This is a genomic window from Sphingobium sp. WR1 (assembly GCF_059693745.1).
Genome location: NZ_JCATID010000030.1, coordinates 1 through 18,137 on the forward strand (window position 1 = coordinate 1; position 18,137 = coordinate 18,137).

General features: G+C 66.2%; 16 protein-coding genes. 11 read left to right on the forward strand and 5 right to left on the reverse strand.

All coding sequences use genetic code 11. The features are described from left to right. The first annotated feature begins 78 nt into the window (after window positions 1-78). The 4 genes from AC58EF_RS24285 (at window position 79) to AC58EF_RS24300 (ending at window position 2,819) form a co-directional block, all read left to right on the forward strand. Complete coding sequence (locus AC58EF_RS24285) at window positions 79-1,839, forward strand: ParB/RepB/Spo0J family partition protein (RefSeq protein ID WP_497279014.1); 1,761 nt, start codon at window positions 79-81, stop codon at window positions 1,837-1,839. Window positions 1,840-1,898: 59 nt separating this feature from the next. Continuing rightward, on the forward strand, window positions 1,899-2,117 hold the full coding sequence (locus AC58EF_RS24290) for a hypothetical protein (RefSeq protein WP_497279015.1): 219 nt from the start codon (window positions 1,899-1,901) through the stop codon (window positions 2,115-2,117). Window positions 2,118-2,184: 67 nt separating this feature from the next. After that, window positions 2,185-2,598 carry a hypothetical protein gene (locus tag AC58EF_RS24295; RefSeq protein ID WP_497279016.1) on the forward strand — a complete coding sequence of 138 codons (414 nt, stop codon included), beginning with the start codon at window positions 2,185-2,187 and terminating at the stop codon, window positions 2,596-2,598. Continuing rightward, the gene (locus AC58EF_RS24300) at window positions 2,595-2,819 is read left to right on the forward strand and encodes a DUF6117 family protein (RefSeq protein WP_497279018.1); all 225 of its coding nucleotides are present in this window, start codon (window positions 2,595-2,597) and stop codon (window positions 2,817-2,819) included. The genes AC58EF_RS24295 and AC58EF_RS24300 overlap by 4 nt, the downstream gene beginning before the upstream one ends. 305 nt (window positions 2,820-3,124) lie before the next feature. Here the strand turns inward: AC58EF_RS24300 and AC58EF_RS24305 are convergent, their stop codons facing one another. Continuing rightward, the gene (locus AC58EF_RS24305; protein ID WP_497279019.1) at window positions 3,125-3,499 is read right to left on the reverse strand and encodes a hypothetical protein; all 375 of its coding nucleotides are present in this window, start codon (window positions 3,497-3,499) and stop codon (window positions 3,125-3,127) included. Window positions 3,500-3,728: 229 nt separating this feature from the next. Here AC58EF_RS24305 and AC58EF_RS24310 point away from each other — a divergent pair, with 229 nt between their 5' ends. The 3 genes from AC58EF_RS24310 (at window position 3,729) to AC58EF_RS24320 (ending at window position 10,309) form a co-directional block, all read left to right on the forward strand. Continuing rightward, a complete protein-coding gene (locus AC58EF_RS24310; RefSeq protein WP_497279021.1) occupies window positions 3,729-8,051 on the forward strand; it encodes a strawberry notch-like NTP hydrolase domain-containing protein in 4,323 nt (1,440 codons plus the stop codon). Next, window positions 8,051-9,088 (forward strand): DUF7146 domain-containing protein, encoded by a 1,038-nt coding sequence (locus tag AC58EF_RS24315; protein WP_497279022.1) that lies wholly within the window; start codon window positions 8,051-8,053, stop codon window positions 9,086-9,088. Before AC58EF_RS24310 ends, AC58EF_RS24315 begins: the two co-directional genes overlap by 1 nt. A gap of 297 nt (window positions 9,089-9,385) precedes the next feature. Continuing rightward, window positions 9,386-10,309: a DUF2493 domain-containing protein gene (locus tag AC58EF_RS24320; RefSeq protein ID WP_497279024.1), complete on the forward strand. Its 924-nt coding sequence runs from the start codon at window positions 9,386-9,388 to the stop codon at window positions 10,307-10,309. A 118-nt stretch (window positions 10,310-10,427) separates the two neighbouring features. Here the strand turns inward: AC58EF_RS24320 and AC58EF_RS24325 are convergent, their stop codons facing one another. Continuing rightward, the gene (locus AC58EF_RS24325) at window positions 10,428-11,366 is read right to left on the reverse strand and encodes an alpha/beta hydrolase family protein (protein WP_497279025.1); all 939 of its coding nucleotides are present in this window, start codon (window positions 11,364-11,366) and stop codon (window positions 10,428-10,430) included. 136 nt (window positions 11,367-11,502) lie between these two features. Here AC58EF_RS24325 and AC58EF_RS24330 point away from each other — a divergent pair, with 136 nt between their 5' ends. Further along, complete coding sequence (locus AC58EF_RS24330) at window positions 11,503-11,871, forward strand: winged helix-turn-helix transcriptional regulator (protein WP_497279026.1); 369 nt, start codon at window positions 11,503-11,505, stop codon at window positions 11,869-11,871. Between the two features lie 190 nt (window positions 11,872-12,061). Here AC58EF_RS24330 and AC58EF_RS24335 read toward each other — a convergent pair whose 3' ends face one another. The 3 genes from AC58EF_RS24335 to AC58EF_RS24345 all read right to left on the reverse strand — a co-directional run bounded on the left by AC58EF_RS24335 (window position 12,062) and on the right by AC58EF_RS24345 (window position 15,783). Then, window positions 12,062-14,236, reverse strand: coding sequence for a xanthine dehydrogenase family protein molybdopterin-binding subunit (locus AC58EF_RS24335; protein WP_497279027.1), 2,175 nt, complete (start codon window positions 14,234-14,236; stop codon window positions 12,062-12,064). A 12-nt stretch (window positions 14,237-14,248) separates the two neighbouring features. Continuing rightward, window positions 14,249-14,716, reverse strand: coding sequence for a (2Fe-2S)-binding protein (locus AC58EF_RS24340; RefSeq protein WP_497279028.1), 468 nt, complete (start codon window positions 14,714-14,716; stop codon window positions 14,249-14,251). Window positions 14,717-14,829: 113 nt separating this feature from the next. Beyond that, window positions 14,830-15,783, reverse strand: a complete 954-nt coding sequence (locus tag AC58EF_RS24345) for an aldo/keto reductase (protein ID WP_497279030.1) — start codon at window positions 15,781-15,783, stop codon at window positions 14,830-14,832. 173 nt (window positions 15,784-15,956) lie between these two features. Here AC58EF_RS24345 and AC58EF_RS24350 point away from each other — a divergent pair, with 173 nt between their 5' ends. From AC58EF_RS24350 to AC58EF_RS24360, 3 genes are all read left to right on the forward strand, one after another. Further along, the gene (locus tag AC58EF_RS24350; protein ID WP_497279031.1) at window positions 15,957-16,856 is read left to right on the forward strand and encodes an AraC family transcriptional regulator; all 900 of its coding nucleotides are present in this window, start codon (window positions 15,957-15,959) and stop codon (window positions 16,854-16,856) included. A 271-nt stretch (window positions 16,857-17,127) separates the two neighbouring features. After that, a complete protein-coding gene (locus tag AC58EF_RS24355; RefSeq protein WP_497279032.1) occupies window positions 17,128-17,295 on the forward strand; it encodes a hypothetical protein in 168 nt (55 codons plus the stop codon). Window positions 17,296-17,436: 141 nt separating this feature from the next. Then, a complete protein-coding gene (locus tag AC58EF_RS24360) occupies window positions 17,437-17,877 on the forward strand; it encodes a hypothetical protein (protein ID WP_497279033.1) in 441 nt (146 codons plus the stop codon). Window positions 17,878-18,137: the final 260 nt, after the last annotated feature.

The window sequence follows — 18,137 nt, forward strand, 5'->3', positions numbered from 1 at the left end:
CACCCGACGTCAAGGCTAAAAACTGACGGATATCCGACAGAAAATGCTTCACAGGACAGTTGACACATGACCTAAAATATGCATCCCCTCGACCAGTACCGCGCCTTTCAGGATATGCGCGACAAGGGCATGTCCGAAGAGGAGATCGCCGCGGCCTTCTTCCTGCCGGCCCAGGTGGTGAAGCAGCGTCTGCGGCTGGCGTCCGCATCGCCGGCGCTCCTCGACATCTATGCCGAGGACGGCATGACACTGGAGCAGCTCATGGCGTTCACCGTGTCGAACGACCACGCCCGCCAAGAACAGGTCTGGGACGCGATCAAGGACGCTTGGTCCAAGGAGCCGTACCAGATCCGGCGCATGCTCACCGAAACCACGGTGCGCGCCTCGGACAAGCGGGCCGTGTTCGTCGGCGTCGAGGCCTACGAGGCCGCCGGCGGCGTCACCATGCGCGATCTCTTCCAATCCGACGATGGCGGCTGGCTGCAGGATCCGGCGCTGCTAGATCGTCTGGTCGCCGAGAAGCTGAAGGCCACGGCCGAGACAATCGCCGCCGAGGGCTGGAAGTGGATCGAGGTCGCGGTCAGCTTCCCCTATGACGCCACGCGGGGCCTGCGTGAGCTGCAGGGCGAACCGCTCGACCTCTCGGCCGAGGAACAGGCGACTATCGAGGCGCTCAACGCCGAATATCAGAAGCTCGAGGCGGAATATGAAGGCGTCGACGAGCTGCCGGACGAGGTCGATCAGCGCCTCGGCGAGATCGAGACGGCGCTCGCCGCCTTCGAGACCCGGCCGGTGCGCTTCGAAGCGGAAGACATCCCCCGCGCAGGCGTCTTCGTCAGCATCGCCCATGACGGCAGCCTCGACATCGACCGCGGTTACGTGCGGGCCGAGGATGAAGCGCCGATCGAGCCCGAGGGTGAGACCGGCGTAGAAGCCGGCGGTGATCCCGCCGCGCCCGTGGTGCAGCGGGCGGTCATCACCATCGGTGGCCAGCCTGTCGAACCCGAGGAGGACGAGGATGACGGCGTCATCAAGCCGCTGCCGGAGCGCGTGGTCATCGAGCTGACGGCGTACCGCACGCTCGCGCTGCGCAACGCCGTCGCGGAGAATCCGCACGTCGCAATGACCGCGCTGCTCCACAAGCTGGTCTCGGACACCTTCATGACCCGCATGTACACGGGCGCCATGGATGCCGGAGTGAAGCACATCTTCTTCCCGGCCCAGGACGATACGCTGAAGGACAGCCCGTCCGCGCGGGCGGTGCAGGACCGCCACGCCGCCTGGGCGGGCGACATCCCGAAGGAGGACGACGCTCTGTGGGATTGGCTCGCGGGCCTGGACGACGCCAGCCGGATGGCGCTGCTGGCGCATTGCGTCAGCTATGGCGTGAATGCGCTCTACGAGCGGCCGAATCCGCACAGTGCCGGCGGCTTGTCCCAGCACACGCTCGACATGCGGCTCGCCCAGGCCGACCGCCTGACCCGGGCGACCGGGCTCGATCTTGTCGAGGCCGGCTGGCGTCCAACCTTCGGCAATTACCTCAACCGCGTCACCAAGCCCCGCATCCTTCAGGCCGTCCGCGAGGGCGCCGGCGAGCAGGCCGCGCAGCTCATCGACCATCTGAAGAAGGGCGACATGGCCAAGGAGGCCGAGCGCCTGCTGGCCGACACCGGCTGGCTGCCGGAGCCGCTGCGCCTGGTCGCCGAGGCCGAGGCGTCAACGCAGGAAGCCCAGACTGGCGGCGAGGACGACGGCGCTGAGCTGCCCGACTTCCTCGCGAGCGATGACGAGGAATCCGCCGGCGAAGACGACGAACGCCACCTCGTCGCGGCCGAGTGATCGCTCAGGCGGGGCGGCTTCGGCCGCTCCGCCCATTCCTCCAACCAAGGAGCTGCGCCATGTCGCAATCCGGCCCGGCGCCCCGGCGCCTCGTCTTTGAATATCTCGTGCCCGTGCATGTCGAGGTCGAGAACGGCCTGGTCGGCCGCGTGACGATCATCGACGAAACACCGGTGCGCGATCCCTCCGTCGTCGAGGGCGATCCTGCCTATCTCGACGATGCGGTGCGCGCTGCCGACGACGGCCAAGCCTGGCCATCCTGGCAGTTCGGCTACTAGCCCGCCCCCCTCCGATCCCTCACGAGCCCGGCCCAGCGCCGGGCTTTTTTCGTTTCAGGAGCCCGCCATGACCGATTTTCTCACTCGCTTTTCATGCCTGCTCGACGTCGGCACCACCGCCAACGCTGCGCGCGCCTTCGATATCTACACGACGCTGATCACCGAGAACGCCCGCGAATACCCGCCGGCCGAGCCATTCCTGCTTTCGCTGACGCCGGAGCACGGACGGTCCCGCCTTTGGCTGCGCGATCCCGGCAGCGCCGACCAGCAGCTCGCGGTCACCTTCGTGACACGCTGCGCCGAGGCTTTCGGCCTGACCGGTCGCTGGGGATTCCAATGGGCAAACGTCGCCTCGGAACCCCTCGTCGATGGCTTCTCGGGCGGCGCCCATATCCTCGACCTTTCGACCGGCCGGACGCTCGAATGGATCAGCACTGGGCGCTGGCTCGCGGACCGGCTTCCCGACGGAGGCGGGCGATGAGCATTCCCGACTATGCCCGCGCCAATTTCCAGACGCTGCTGCGCGCCGCGACCAGCGGCGACCTGGCGCTGATGGAATGCACCGAAATCGCGACGGGCGAGACCCGCTACGTCATCTGCGCCGTGGGGCGCGATGACGGCGACTATATGTTCACGCCGTTCGGCCACCTGGCCGATGGCAATCCGTTCGAGCTTTATCGTCCGCCCGAGGCCTCGACCTGAGGGCGAACGCGCTCGTAGAGGTCTGCGACAATCGCCCGGGCCCTGGCCGGAAACGCGGCGTCGCCGGCCGGCACGACGAAGCTGTCGAAAGCGTGCCTCGGATAGTAGCCGTTCAGCACGCAGACGATCCCGTCCAGCCCAGCCCCGGGCGACGAGGAATGCCTTCAGCACCAGCTCGGTGGCGATGGCGATCGCGTAACAGATCTCGCGCGCATCGCCGCGATCAGCCGAGTCTGCGCCCCGCAGGAAACCTTCGCCATTGGCAAGGAACACAGCCGCGAGCTCGCGGTCGATGTCGCCCGCCGCTACCAGACCGCGACCTCCCACTGGCCGTTGACCCTGGCAAAGCCGATCGGCCGATTCTGCGGCGCCGCGCCGGCCTTCGTCGGGTCCATGACGAGCTGCGTCATGCAGGTCACGCCGGGCCCGACACCGCCAGGCGAGCAGTCGCCGAGCTTCAGCGTCGCGCGTTCGAGCGAAGTCCCCGTGAACCGGCGATGGCGCCGCACGGCCGCCGTCGCTTCTTCCTCGCTCGGTTGCGCCACGCCCGCCGCCACGGCCGGCGATGCCGCAGCGGGCGACACGGCGACCGGCGAGATCACCGGCCGGAGAACAAAACCCGCGCCGAATCCGGCCGTCAGGCATCCCGCCGCAATGATGCCGATCGCGCTTCCCTTCATACCGTCTGCCTTTCTCGCCCGGCGCGGCGAGCCTTCGAAGAAGACGCCGCGGCCAATTTTTTTTCCCAACCAAGATTAGCGTCCCATCGCTCCCGCCGGAAGCCGGAGCGATGGGACGGGCGCCGACCGCGCCAGAGTGAGAGGTCTGCCGGCACGGGTTTGAGCCCGTCCGGTCGAGAGAGAGCGCCGGGCCGGCTCGTCCGTCTCCTGCTCTTTCGAGGTATCCTCCATGCTTCACGCTCCCGTCTCCGGAGCCGCTCCGGCGGCCTCGCTTCCGCTCGCGCCCGACGCGCCTCCGGCCGCCGCCATTCTCGCCGCCGCCGGCTATCTCCTCCCTCACCTCGAACTGGGCCGCGCGATCGACGCCGCCATCCTGCGCTCCGCCATGGAGCACGCCTTCGGCGCGTCGGATGCCAGCGGCGCCTGGGACTGGAAATCGGCCTATGACGCCTGCGAGGCCGCGACCGTCCTCTTCCTGCGCAAATACGGCAAGGCGCTTTTCCGCAAAGCCGCATCTCCGGCTGCACGGCTCACCGCGCTGGCCAAGATCGTGAGATTGCTCCCGACCCACACACGCCGCTCCGAGGAGGCCCAGGCCTTCCAGCAATTCTCGACACCGATCCCACTTGGCCTTGCGGCGCTCACCGCCGCATCGATCACGCCTGCGGATCGCGTGCTGGAGCCGTCGGCCGGGACAGGCTTGCTTGCCGCGCTCGCCGACGTCGTCGGCGCTGGCGTTTCTCTCAACGAGCTGGCCGAGACCCGGGCCGATTTGCTGGCAGCGCTTTTCCCGGCAGTCGCCGTGACGCGCTTCGACGCCGCTCAGATCGACGATCATCTCGATCGCGCTGCTGTCCCGAGCGTCGTCATCATGAATCCCCCATTCTCGGTCATGGCGAACGTCTCCGGGCGCGTCGCCGACGCCGCCTTTCGCCACCTTGCCTCGGCGCTGGCGCGGCTGGCGCCGGGCGGCCGGCTGGTCGCCATCACCGGCGCGAGTTTCTCGCCCGAGTTGCCGGCCTGGCGGGACAGCTTCGTCCGGCTACAGGAGCGTGGCCGCGTCGTGTTCACCGCGGCGATCGCGGGCTCGGTCTATGCCAAGCACGGCACGACCATCGAAACGCGGCTGACCGTCATCGACAAGGCGCCGGCCGAAGATGCCGAGCGCTTTCCAGAGTCCCCTGGTATCGCGCCGGACGTGGCGACGCTGCTCGCGTGGATCGATCGGCATGTGCCGCCCCGCATGGCCGTTGCGCTGCCAAAGATCGTGCCTGACGCCACACCGCGCACCGTGCGCGGCTATCTCACCCGGGCCGCAACCGCCGCACCTGTCCGCCGCACCGCGCAAGTCGAGGGCGTGCCGCTCGACTATGAGACCGTCGACTGGACGCCGCCCGAGGGCGACCGCCTGTCGGACTCGATCTACGAGGCCTATGCGCTCCAGTCGATCCGCATCCCGGACGCGCAGGCCCATCCCACCAAATTGGTGCAATCGGCCGCCATGGCATCGGTCCCCCCGCCGAAGCCAACTTATCGCCCCACGCTTCCGGCCGCGATCGTCACAGACGGCATCCTCTCCGATGCCCAGCTCGAAACGGTCATCTATGCCGGCGAGGCTCATGGCGAATATCTCGTCGGCGCCTGGACCGTGGACGAGACCGGCGATCTCGTCACCGCCGCGCCGGACGATGCACCGAACGCGGTTCGCTTCCGCCGTGGCTTCATGCTCGGCGACGGCACCGGCGCCGGCAAGGGCCGCCAGTCGGCCGGCATCATCCTCGACAACTGGCTACAGGGCCGCCGCAAGGCCGTCTGGATCTCCAAATCCGACAAGCTGCTCGAAGACGCCCAGCGCGACTGGTCGGCGCTCGGCATGGAGCGCCTGCTGGTCACGCCGCTGTCGCGCTTCCCTCAAGGGACCGCCATCCGGCTGAACGAAGGCGTCCTATTCACCACCTACGCCACGCTACGGTCCGACGACCGTGGCGAGAAGCTTTCACGGGTCAAGCAGATCGTCGAATGGTTGGGCTCCGACTTTGATGGAGTGATCATTTTCGACGAGTCCCACGCGATGCAGAACGCCGGCGGTGGCAAGGGAGAACGGGGCGATGTCGCCCCATCGCAGCAAGGCCGTGCGGGCCTGCGGCTCCAGCACGCGCTGCCCAATGCCCGCGTCGTCTACGTCTCGGCCACGGGCGCGACGACCGTCCACAATCTCGCCTACGCCCAGCGGCTCGGCCTATGGGGCGGCGACGATTTTCCCTTCGCCAATCGGGCCGAGTTCGTCGAGGCGGTGGAGAATGGCGGCGTCGCGGCCATGGAGGTGCTCGCCCGCGACCTGCGCGCGCTCGGGCTCTATACCGCCCGGTCGCTCTCCTATGACGGCGTCGAATATGAGTTGGTCGAGCACCAGCTCACGCCCGAGCAGACTCGCATCTACGACGCCTATGCCGGCGCCTTCGCCATCATCCACAATCACCTCGACGCGGCGATGCAGGCCGCCAACATCACCGGCGACAGCGGCACGCTGAACCGGCAGGCGAAGTCCGCCGCGCGTTCGGCCTTCGAGAGCGCCAAGCAGCGCTTCTTCGGTCATCTGCTGACCAGCATGAAGACGCCGACGCTGATCCGCTCAATCGAGCAGGACCTGGCCGACGGGCACACCGCCGTCATCCAGATCGTCTCGACCGGCGAAGCGCTGATGGAACGGCGCCTGGCTGAGATCCCTACCGAGGAATGGAACGACGTCCGCGTCGACATCACGCCGCGCGAATATGTCCTCGACTATCTCGCCCATTCCTTCCCGGTGCAGCTCTACGAGCCGTTCTCCGACAGCGAGGGCAATCTGTCGTCGCGGCCGGTCTACCGGGAAGGCCAGCCGGTCGAGAGCCGCGAGGCGATAGCCCGCCGCGACGAGCTGATCGAGCGTCTCGCATCGCTGGAGCCCGTGCCCGGCGCCCTCGACCAGATCGTCCAGCGTTTCGGCACCGACGTCGTCGCCGAGGTCACCGGTCGCTCGCGGCGCGTGGTGCGCAAGGGCGAGCGCCTTGCGGTCGAGAACCGGGCGGGGTCGGCCAATCTCGCCGAGGCGGCCGCCTTCATGGACGACCAGAAGCGCATCCTCGTATTCTCGGATGCCGGCGGCACGGGCCGCAGCTATCACGCCGACCTTGCGGTGAGGAACCAGCGCCTGCGCATCCACTATCTGCTGGAGCCGGGCTGGAAGGCCGACGCAGCGATCCAGGGGCTCGGCCGCACCAACCGCACCAACCAGGCGCAGCCGCCGCTTTTCCGACCGATCGCCAGCGACGTGAAGGCAGAGAAGCGCTTCCTCTCGACGATCGCACGCCGGCTCGACACCCTCGGCGCCATTACGCGCGGACAACGCCAGACCGGCGGACAGGGCCTGTTCCGTCCCGAGGACAACCTGGAAAGCCCATACGCGCGCGATGCGCTGCGCCAGCTCTATCTGCTGCTCGTCCGCGGCAAGGTCGAAGGCTGCTCGCTTGACCGCTTCGAGTCCGCCACCGGGCTGAAACTCATGGATGACAACGGCATCAAGGACGAGCTGCCGCCGATCACCACCTTCCTCAACCGGCTGCTGGCGCTCACCATCGACCTTCAGGGCGTGCTGTTCACGGCGTTCGAGCAACTCCTGACCGCCAAGGTCGAGGGCGCGATCCGCAGCGGCGTCTATGACGTCGGGCTTGAGACGCTGCAGGCCGAGAGCTTCGTCGTTACCGACAGCCAGGTCATCCATACCCATCCTAGCACCAGCGCTGAAACCCGGCTGCTCACCATCACCCGGCGCGAGCGCAATCGACCAACGAGCCTCGCCGACGCGCTCGACCATCTCTCCGATCCACGCGCACGGCTCCTGGTCAACGGCCGCTCCGGGCGCGCCGCCGTGCAGGTTCCCGCGCCGTCGATGATGCTCGACGATGGCGAGATCGAGCGCCGCGTCTGTCTGATCCGGCCGATGGAGCACCATCACGCGCCGCTGCGCTTGATGGACGAGAGCCATTGGGAGGAAGCCGATCGAGCCGCCTTCGCCGCAGCGTGGTGCGCGGAGCTGAACGACGTGCCGGAGTTCTCCGACAGCACGATCCATATCGTCGCCGGCCTGCTGTTGCCGATCTGGAAGCGGCTGCCGAACGAGTCGACCCGTGTCTACCGACTCCAGACCGATGCCGGCGAGCGCATCATCGGCCGCCGCGTCTCGCCGGCCTGGGCGGCGAACGCCGTCACGACGGGCGCTGCGTCGCTGACACCGGAGCAGGCCTTCACCGCTCTGATGGACGGCACGACGATCCTCGATCTCACTGAGGGCCTTCAGCTTCGGCGTGCGCGCGTCATGAGCGTTCAGCGTTTGGAGCTGACCGGCTTCACCGAGGCGATGCGGGACCGGCTGCGCGCCTATGGCCTGTTCAGCGAGATCATCTCGTGGAAGCTCCGCTTCTTCGTGCCGGTCGACGCCACCGGGCCAGCCATCCTCGCCAAGCTGCTCGACACCTTCCCGGTCGCGCGCATCTCCGAGCGGGAGGCTGCGTGATGGCACGTCAGGACGCTTCCGATCTTGCCCATCGTCTCGGCCGGCAGGCCGAGGCGGTGTGCCGGCATTATCTCTCCAGCGGCCGCCGCGAGGGCGGCTACTGGCTGGTCGGCGACGCGCGCAACACACCCGGCCGCTCGATGTATGTCCGGATCAAGGACACGCCAAAAGGGCCAGCCGGCAAATGGACCGACGCGGCGACGGGCGAACACGGCGATCTTCTCGACGTCATCCGCGAGAGCTGCGGCTTGGTCGATTTCAAGGACGTCGCCGACGAAGCCCGGATCTTCCTCAGCATGCCGCCGCCGGAGCCGGCGACCCGCGAGCACCAGCGGCAGAGCCCGGCGCCGCATGGCTCGCCTGAAGCGGCCCATCGGCTAGTTCGCATGTCGCAGCCGATCTACGGCACGCTCGTGCAGGCGTATCTACGGGAACGCGGCATTACGGATTTACGCGGAACCGGAAGCCTGCATTACCACCCGCGCTGCTACTATCACTCCGATGAGCACTCGCCGACCGAAACCTGGCCGGCGATGATCGCAGCCGTCACCGACCTCGACGGAAGGATCACCGGGGTGCATCGCACCTGGCTCGATCCCCGCCGCCGCGACAAGGCGCCGATCGACACGCCGAGGCGGGCCATGGGCGATCTTCTCGGCAATGCGGTCCGCTTCGGAACGGCAAGCGATGTAATGGCGGCCGGCGAAGGCATCGAGACCGTCCTGTCGATCCGGCAGGTCTTGCCCGACATGCCAATGATGGCGGCGCTCTCGGCAGCGCATCTCGCCGCCATCCTGTTCCCAGACACATTGCGGCGGCTCTACATCGTCCGCGACAACGATCCCGCCGGCGACGGGGCACGCGATAACTTGATCGAACGGGCGAATGCGGCCGGGATCGAGGCGATTGTCATCTCGCCGGAGTTGGGCGACTTCAACGAGGATCTGCGCGCCCTCGGCCTGAACGCATTGCGCATGGAAGCCCGGTTGCAGGTCGCACCGCAGGACGTCACACGCTTTTTGGCGCTTGCGGCATAGCCGGCAGGAAGGACGGTGACGCGTTGTCGACGTGCCGCGTCCGGATGCATCGTTCCGTTTAAAAGGACCGCGCCTCGGCCTTCGAGAGGGCGATCGGCCCACAAGCCGGCCAGCCGGGCAATGGCGGCGGCCGACTATTTTCCGGCGCGGCCTGAAGGCCGCTTTCCATCGCGAGGCAAAATAGCCGGCCTTAGCCATCGAGCCCTGCGCTTACGCTCCGGGTGCCCGGCCGTCCGGCCCGTGGGCTTCGTCGCCATGAAGGCCGCGACGGTCGCGGTCCTATCGACGGAGCATCCCATGGACACGCACGACGACTTCGAACCTCATCACGAATCCTCACCCACCGACCATGTCCTCAACGAACTCCAGCTCCACGGCTACCGCCCCTTTGCCGACGAGCCCGACCAGCGGCTTCTGCCCGACGGCAATCAGGTCGCGAGCGCCGTTGCCGACATCTTCGACGCCCTGATCGGCACCCTGGAGGACACGCGCCTCGAACCCGACCTCGACGATCTCCTATGGTCGACCGTCAACGTCTTCCACCGCGCCACCGACCGGATCGGCCGGGAACTGGACGACAACGAGCAGGCCCAGAAGCGGGCCCAGCGCGAACAGGACGGCAGCGAGGTGAAATCCGTCGAACTGGAGCGCTTGATCGCAGAGGGCATGACGCTGATCGAGCGCCAGAACGCCTTCGAGCTCATGCGCGACCAGGGCGCCGAACACTATGAGCGCCACGTCGGCAAGCCCTGGCTCCCGCGCAGTGGATCGAAGGTCAACCATCGCAATCTCACCTCAGCGATGATCGACAGCCGCGATTTCCTGATGGCGAAGAAGCGCGCCGACCAGGAGGTGCTCCTGCCACCGGGCCCGAAGATCGTCGTCACCGGCGGGCTCGACTATGACGACCACCGGCTGATCTGGGCCAAGCTCGACCAGGTCCACGCGAAGCACCCCGACATGGTGCTGATCCATGGCAAGTCGCCGAAGGGCGCCGAGAAGATCGCCTCGCTCTGGGCAAAGAATCGCAACGTGCCGCAGATCGGCTTCGCCCCCGACTGGACGAAGCACGGCCGGGCCGCGCCGTTCAAGCGCAACGACGCGATCCTGGAGATCGTGCCCAAGGGCATAATGCACTTCCCAGGCACAGGTATCCACGACAACCTCGCCGACAAGGCCAAGAAGCTCGGCATCCCGGTCTGGAAGTTCGGCGGCGCGTAAGCGCTGTCCAACACCTGATCCGAACAGCCCTGCCGACCGCCGCGTTACGCTGTCCGCAGGGCGTCCGAATTCTCCTCGAGAAAGATGCTGTCACTCACGCATATCGCGATGCGAGACTTTACCGCTCCTCGATACGCCCTACGGCCGACACACCTGTGGCCAGTTCCCCGCATAGTGACGTCCACGCGGTTGCGTGGTTCAGAAGCGCCTTTTGCAAGTATGCGAGGGTCACCTTCTGCACGAGCGCAACACGCTCGGGATTTTCGTCAGTGGTTTCGGTGACCTCATATCCGGAGATGCCGCCGAGCATATGCTCTCCGCCAAGCAGCGTCAGCAGCGCTTGCCCGCCCGGACTGAGACGGAATGGATCAGCGAACCAGTCCGGGCCACGAACCGTTAGCGGCGACACGTCGGCATCACCTGCCACCACCAGCGTCGGCGTCATCATATTGTCGAAGCCGGAGTTGAGATAAGGAGTCTTCTCGATCGCCAGAGGGCTCAGGTCGGAGCCGCCCCGTCCGCCCGATGCGAGCAGTATCCCGGCCCTGACGCGCGGATCGGACATATCTTCGCCCACTCCGCCCGGATCAAGCATCCGTGCGCCCAACAACATGCTCGTCGTCTGTCCGCCGAAAGAGTGCCCCGCTGCGGCGACCAGACCTTTGTCCGTCCGCCCCTCAAGGCCCGGGACCAGCCGCTCGATCAAGTCAAGATCGTCGAGGATGCGCTTCATGTCGTCGACGCGCGTTCGCCAGATTAGCGGTCGTCGCGGATCGTCCTCCGCAAGACCGAGTCGCTTCGCGTCGAGATGGGTCGGCTGGATCACGACAAAGCCGCGCGCGGCCCAATAGTCGGCCAGTGGCGCATAACCGTCCATCGAGGAGCCGAACCCATGCGAAAACACGATGGTCGGCAGTCCGTCGCCTAGAACAGGTGCGGACACGCGCAGTTGCAGGTCTTCTCCCCGCCCCGCTGCCGGCAATGCGAGCGACCGTACCGATTGAACGGGTGTCGGCGCTTCCATGTTTGCGTCTCGGTGGATCGGCCGGCCGGTCATGGTTGCATCCTTTCAGATGGAGACCGGCCGCGAACAGAAGCTCTGCGATGGAGCGATCGGTCTGGATTCTAGACCTGATCTCGATATATGACTGCAACAGCCGTTGCTAGAACGCATATTTTTGGAGCCAAGTCATATGGATGTGACTTCATCAGGCGATCTGCCTACGGACTGCGCCGGAGTAGGAGACGTCCTGGCGCGCATCGGGGACAAATGGACGGTGCAGATCGTCGTCGCCCTCCACCGCCAACCGAGGCGCTTTAACGAGATAAAGCGCCTTGTCGCCGGCATCTCGCAGCAGATGCTGACCCGCACGCTCAAAGCGCTGGAGCGAGACGGCCTGGTCAAGAGGGTTGTGCACGACAAGACACCGCCTCAGGTCGAGTATTCCCTAACCGCTCTCGGCCTATCGCTGTCGACGCCGCTTCGGGCGTTGGCCGCTTGGGCGATCGACCATCGCTCATCGATCCGCGACAATCGCCATTCATACGATGATAATCAATAGCCGCGCGGGCGCAGCCCATGCGCTTCGGCCCGGTGGTGCCGACGTGTCGAACCCAACTCACCTCCGACAATGTCAACATAGTGCTGCGCAGCGTGGAAGCCGGGCTGGGGCTCGACATTGCGATAGATGACTAATGTGCATGAGCGGCTGGCCACTGGGCGCCCCTGTGGGGAAAGACGCCCGGCACCCCTCAACTGCCAGTCCGCAGGTCCACGTTTTTCAGCGGCAGCTGCCGCACGCGTTTGCCCGTGGCGGCAAAGATCGCGTTCATGACCGCAGGAGCCGCCACCGCAATCGTGGGCTCGCCGACACCGCCCCAGAACCCGCCCGATGGCATGGCGACGACCTCGACCTCCGGCATCTCGTCGAGCCTGAGCACGTTGTAGGTGTCGAAGTTCTGCTGCTCGATGCGGCCCTCTTTGACCGTGCACTCGCCGTAGAGCATGGCGGAGAGGCCATAGACGAACGAGCCGACTATCTGAGCTTCCACCTGCTGCGGGTTGACGACGTGACCGGGATCGGTCGCCGCGACGATGCGGTGGATCTGCAGCTTGCCCTGGGTGACCGAGACCTCCGCGGCACCGGCGACGTAGGCGCCAAAGCCCATGATCTGGGCGATGCCGCGATGCCGACCCGCAGGTGCCGGGGTGCCCCAACCGATGCCTTTGGCAGCCGCATCGAGTACCGCGAGGTGCTTGGGATGACGGCTCATCAACCGGCGGCGAAACTCCAGCGGATCAACGCCGGCGGCCTGCGCCAGCTCGTCCATGAAGCACTCGAGATAGATGGCGTTCTGGTTGAGGTTGACTCCGCGCCAGGCCCCCGGCCTCACATGCGTGTTGCGCATCGCGTGGTCGATCAGGAGGTTCTGGATCGTGTAGCCGATCGCCATCTCGTTGCCGTCCGCAACCAGGCCCTGGAACACCAGGGGATCACCATTGGCGCTCATCAGGTTGGGCATCGCGTAGTGGGCGATGGATTGCCCAGAGATGCGCATGTGCAGCGCTTCGAGATTGCCCTGGGCGTCCAGCGAACCGCGCAGGCGGCACTGCGTGATCGGATGGAACCGACCCTGCATCATGTCCTCTTCGCGGGTCCACATCATCTTCACCGGCGTGCCGGGTATCTGCTTGGCGATGAGGGTCGCCATCCGCACGTAGTCGCTCTGCAGCCGGCGGCCGAAGCTGCCGCCGATGCGCATGGTGTGGATCTCGCATGCCTCGGGCGGAACGCCTGCCGCGGTCGACATGATCGCGAGCGCCGCCTCGGCCATCTGGGTCGGTCCCCACATCTCGCAACGCTCGGGCGTCCAGCGAACGGTGGCGGACAGTACCTCCATGGGCGCGTGGTTCTGGTAGGGATAGCTGTAATCGGCCTCAATGAGCCGCGACGCCTTGGCGAGCGTGCCGCGGGCATCGCCCTGGCGGTTGCCGATGAAGTTGGTCTCGGCAGTGAGCCCCTCCTTCAGCTGCGCGGCAATGGTCTCGCTGGAGACCTTGGCGTTCTCGCCTTCGTCCCAGACGATCGGCAACGCCTCAAGCGCGGTCTTAGCGCGCCAGAAGGTGTCGGCGACCACGGCCACGGTTTCATCGTCGACCTTCAGCACATGCCGCACGCCGCGCATGCCGGTGACCTTGCTGGCGTCAAAGCTCACCAGCTTGCCGCCATGGACGGGACAGGCCTTCGGCAGCGCAACAAGCATGCCGGGCATTGCGAAATCGATTCCGTAGACCAGCGAGCCGTTGAGCTTGTCGGCGGTGTCGAGCCGCCTGAGCGGCTTGCCGGCGATCGTCCAGTCCTTCGGATCCTTCAGGGTCACATTGGCCGGCACCGGCAGCTGGGCTGCGCGCGTGGTCACCGCGCCATAGGTCACGCTGCGGCCGGTGCGCGCATGGGTGACCAAGCCGTTGGCGCCGGCGCATTCCGACGCGGGGACGCCCCACGCTTCGGCCGCAGCCTGCACCAGCATGACGCGCGCGGTGGCGCCGGCCATGCGGACGTAGTCCTGTGATCTGCGGATCGCGGTTGAGCCGCCGGTGGCCATGTCGCGCCAGGGCCGGTTGCGGCGGCGGTTCTCGCCGGGCTTCACCAGCTCGAATCCGACATCTGCCCAGTTGCAGCCGAGTTCCTCGGCTATCAGCTGTGCCAGGCCCGTGAGCGCGCCCTGTCCCATCTCCGCGCGCGCGGTGCGGATGATGACCTTGTTGTCGGGCTGGATGACGATCCAGGCGTTGACCTCGCGGTCGGTCGTCTGTGCGAGTGACTGGCGCGGACCCGACAGAGAGAACGCCAGCGTGAACGCGCCGGCTGCCGAGGTTGCCAGGAACGCGCGGCGGGTGGGCGACGGGAGGGTCGTGTTCAACATGACAGGCGCTCCTTAGCCGCGGTTGGCTGCAAGACGGGTCGCCGCCAGCTTCACGCCGGCGAGGACGCGCGGATAGGTCCCGCACCGGCAGATGTTGCTGATCTCGCTGCGGATCGCCTCGTCGGTCGGGTTGGGGTTCTGGGCGAGCAGGGAAGCGGCCGCCATGATCATGCCGGTCTGGCAGAAGCCGCACTGCGCGACGTCGAGCTCTGCCCACACCTCCTGGACAGGATGGGGTTTCTCGTTGCCCAGGCCTTCGATCGTGACGATCTTCTGGTCCTCGGACACCGCGCTCGCGGGCATCGAGCAGGAGCGCACCGCGCCGCCATCGATATGCACGGTGCAGGCGCCGCACTGGGCGACGCCGCAGCCATACTTGGTGCCGGTGAGACCGGCGTGCTCTCGGATCACCCACAACAGCGGGGTATCGTCCTCGACGTCAAAATCCACGATTTTGCCGTTGATGTTGAGCTTGACCATGCGGTTCTCCCAACCGTTGCAGGCGTCAGTTTGAGGCGTTCAGGTTTTGCGGATCGGCGATGATGCTGACGCCCTCGCCGGTATTGGGCATCCTTTCCTGAACGCCCTTCGAACTACATTTCTTGTTCCCACCAGCCGCGGGTGTTCACGTTAGCCGCGTCAGCGAGAGCCTCCAGCTCGACAATGTTGTCGCTGGTGAGCGTCATGCTGGTGGCTCGGACCAGGCCATCGACGTAGTGGGGCTTGGTGACGCCGATGATCGGCGTCGCGCCCTTGGCGATGGCCCAAGCTGTCGCGACATCAGGCGCTGTTGCACCGTGGCTTTGGCCGATCGAGTCGAGCTTGTCGGTCAGCGCCTTCAACTGAGGCAGCATGCCGTTGTAAGCCTGCGCCCGGTTTGTGCCTTCCGGCAGCGGGTTGTCCGGATTGTACTTGCCGGTCAGGGCGCCCTGTTCGAGCACCATATAGGCGAAGAACGGGATGCCCTGATTGCGGCAGTAGTCCAGGATGCCGGCATCCTCGGGGCTGCGGTAGACCAGGCTGTAGTGGTTCTGGACCGCCTCGACCCGGAACCCGGCTTCGCCGAGAATCTGGTCGGCTTGCTTGATTTGGCTCAGGTTATGGTTCGAGACGCCGACATGTTTGACCTTGCCGCTCTTCAGCAACGGGATCAGGTGCGGAGTCCACCGCGCCACGTCGGCTGGATTGTGAATCCAGTAGAGGTCGATGTAGTCGGTACCGAGGCGGGCCAGGCTTTGCTCCAGCATGTCCGCCATCGGATCGTCGCCGGTTCCCGCAGCCTGCGGGGTGAACTTCGTGGAGAGCTGATAGTCGCTGCGGGCGAAACGCTTTAACACTTCCCCGAGTACGGTCTCTGAACGGCCCATGCCGTACACGATGGCGGTGTCCCAGAGAGTAAGTCCGGCCGCATGTGCCTTGTCGGCCACCTCTTCCAGGCCCGCCTGCGTCATCGGGCTGCCGAAGTAGCCGTCGCCAGTCTCGCCACTGTCGCCCCAGGCCCAGGTGCCCAGTGCGACTGCGGGGATCTTGAGATTATCTATTGCCATGTTTGTCCCATACTTGTTCTGCGGCCGGGGCCTGCCGTGACCCCACGCGTCCCAGACATTGTGATACGCAGGAGCCCAAACCGTTAGCCTGATGCGCCGGGATTTCTGCCCGATCCTACGGGAATTTGCGGTTTCGCGTTGCCGCAGATCCGCGTGCGTGCGATGGTCGGCTCATGGAAACACTGAAGGAAATTTCTGCGATAATCGCTCGATCTGTCTTGAAGGACGGCTTCCAGGCCACCCCTATCGAGCGCGTGACGCTTGTTCGATCCTCCACAGTCACGATGCCGATGCCGAATGTTTACCGGCCGCAACTGTGCCTCGTCGCGCAGGGGCGCAAAGAGGTCACGCTGGGCGACCGCGTGTTCAGCTATGCACCGGGGCGCTACGGCGTTGTGACTTACGATTTGCCAGCTATAGGCCATGTGGTCGAAGCGACGCCTGACAAGCCCTATCTCTGCCTGTACCTTGACTTCGATCCGATGATGCTGGGCGACTTGGCGTCGCGCGTGCCGCCGCCGCCAGGAGCGCCATCCCCGCCCATAGGAAAAACGGTGTCCGATGCCGGCGCCGGTCTGCTCGATGCGGCGCTGCGCCTGCTGCGCCTGCTCGATGATCCGGCGGCGCTGCCCGTGCTCGGGCCGCTTGCCGAGCAGGAGATCCTCTATCATCTCCTCGCCGGCCCGGATGGCGCAAGGATGCGCCACATCACCTCCGGCCAGGGTAAAGTGGCGCAAGTCGGCCGCGCCATCGCCTGGATCGGCAAGAACTTCCGGGAACGGTTCAGCATCGAGCGGCTTGCTGCGGAAGTGGGCATGAGTCCGTCGAGCCTGCACGAACATTTTCGCGCCGTGACGGCGATGACCCCGCTGCAGTTCCAGAAGCAACTCCGGCTGCAGGACGCACGCAGTCTGATGCTGGTCCAGGACATCGATGTCGCGACTGCCGCCTTGAGCGTGGGGTACGAAAGCCCATCGCAGTTCAGTCGCGAATATCGCCGCCACTTTGGAGAACCGCCTGCCCGCGACATAGCTCGCTTGCGCGCTTCGCCGGGCCTGGCAGTGGTGGCTTGAGGTCAGCTAACCGACGTCGGCGTACTAGCGTTTAGCTAACTAGAGCGATGCGCTCCGGGTCCGTCGACGCTCGTCAGTGCGCACCACCCCGCTTTTCTGCGCTGATCCTTGAGTCCGACCGATCGCTTGACGCCATCAACCCATAAAGGGTCGGCTATGCGAGCATGCCGCCGCTGCGGCTGCGCCTACGCGGTGATTGCAGCGCTCAGTCCGACACATCGGGCGCCTGTCAGCGGGGGATGGTCCTCCGCTCGAAACAGGAGCCGGACCGATGTCCCTCAACGACGCTCACGCCTTCGCCTTCAGCCTCGCCACCACGCTGATGGCCGCCATCGTCATCTTCCAGGCCGGCGACGGCACGCTGTCGGTCACGCCCGCCTGCGAATATGACGGCGACCCCGCCGCCATCGTCCATGAGATCGACCCCTTCGCCCCCTGACCGGGGCGACCCGGTCGCAGGTGCGGAAATCGCCGACGATTCCCGCTCCCGGCACGCGCGCTCTTGCGCTATACTTCAGCCGCGCCGTGGTGGTGGTGGAAGGCGCGACCGTCAGACCTTGTCCATACGGAGGCCACCACCATGATCATCCTCGCAATACTTGCATCCCTCGCAGCGATAGGCCTGCTTTGCTGGCTGCTGTTCACGCTGGCCGTTTTCGCGCTGCCGGCGTTCGTCGGTGTGACCGCGGGCGCTTGGGCGCACGGCACCGGCACCGGCATCCTCGGGGCCATCCTGGTCGGCGCCGTCGCGGCCGCCATCACGCTCGCCGTCGGGCATCTGCTCATCACCTTCGTCCGGCCTATGTGGCTGAAGCTGATCGTGGCCGCAGCCTTCATCGCGCCCGCGGCGATCGCCGGCTTCCATGCCACCCATGGCATCGTGAAGCACCTCATGCCGTCCGACGCGTGGCAGATCACGTTCTCCGTCATCGGCGCGATCGCGGTCGGCATCACCGCCTTCGTACGGGTCGCTGGAATGGCGGCACCGGCCCCGTCCAGCCGGGATCTTGCACGGGCCTGATCTTCGTCATCGCCGTCAGGAGGATCAGGGTAACAGTGGGTGTGGTCGCCCGCGTCGTCTCAAGTCGGAGCGATGGGCGTGCGCGGCGCGGATCGACGCTGGGCCCGTAAAAGCGGTCCTCGCTGGAGCGTTGCGGCAGCAGAGCCGTGTCTTACCGGGCACCGGACATCCGGCGCGGCAATCTCCTTGGTGGCGGCGGAAGGCCAGGATGCAGCAGCGTCGGCCTGGCGGAAGGAGACGAACCCGGTGAGCATGTCGTG

Coding starts and splice junctions, on each gene's coding strand:
- AC58EF_RS24305 (WP_497279019.1), bottom strand. CDS start 3,499: ATGAAGGGAAGCGCGATCGGCATCATTGCGGCGGGATGCCTGACGGCC.
- AC58EF_RS24360 (WP_497279033.1), top strand. CDS start 17,437: ATGATCATCCTCGCAATACTTGCATCCCTCGCAGCGATAGGCCTGCTT.
- AC58EF_RS24300 (WP_497279018.1), top strand. CDS start 2,595: ATGAGCATTCCCGACTATGCCCGCGCCAATTTCCAGACGCTGCTGCGC.
- AC58EF_RS24315 (WP_497279022.1), top strand. CDS start 8,051: ATGGCACGTCAGGACGCTTCCGATCTTGCCCATCGTCTCGGCCGGCAG.
- AC58EF_RS24310 (WP_497279021.1), top strand. CDS start 3,729: ATGCTTCACGCTCCCGTCTCCGGAGCCGCTCCGGCGGCCTCGCTTCCG.
- AC58EF_RS24345 (WP_497279030.1), bottom strand. CDS start 15,783: ATGGCAATAGATAATCTCAAGATCCCCGCAGTCGCACTGGGCACCTGG.
- AC58EF_RS24335 (WP_497279027.1), bottom strand. CDS start 14,236: ATGTTGAACACGACCCTCCCGTCGCCCACCCGCCGCGCGTTCCTGGCA.
- AC58EF_RS24350 (WP_497279031.1), top strand. CDS start 15,957: ATGGAAACACTGAAGGAAATTTCTGCGATAATCGCTCGATCTGTCTTG.
- AC58EF_RS24325 (WP_497279025.1), bottom strand. CDS start 11,366: ATGACCGGCCGGCCGATCCACCGAGACGCAAACATGGAAGCGCCGACA.
- AC58EF_RS24355 (WP_497279032.1), top strand. CDS start 17,128: ATGTCCCTCAACGACGCTCACGCCTTCGCCTTCAGCCTCGCCACCACG.
- AC58EF_RS24340 (WP_497279028.1), bottom strand. CDS start 14,716: ATGGTCAAGCTCAACATCAACGGCAAAATCGTGGATTTTGACGTCGAG.
- AC58EF_RS24290 (WP_497279015.1), top strand. CDS start 1,899: ATGTCGCAATCCGGCCCGGCGCCCCGGCGCCTCGTCTTTGAATATCTC.
- AC58EF_RS24330 (WP_497279026.1), top strand. CDS start 11,503: ATGGATGTGACTTCATCAGGCGATCTGCCTACGGACTGCGCCGGAGTA.
- AC58EF_RS24285 (WP_497279014.1), top strand. CDS start 79: ATGCATCCCCTCGACCAGTACCGCGCCTTTCAGGATATGCGCGACAAG.
- AC58EF_RS24320 (WP_497279024.1), top strand. CDS start 9,386: ATGGACACGCACGACGACTTCGAACCTCATCACGAATCCTCACCCACC.
- AC58EF_RS24295 (WP_497279016.1), top strand. CDS start 2,185: ATGACCGATTTTCTCACTCGCTTTTCATGCCTGCTCGACGTCGGCACC.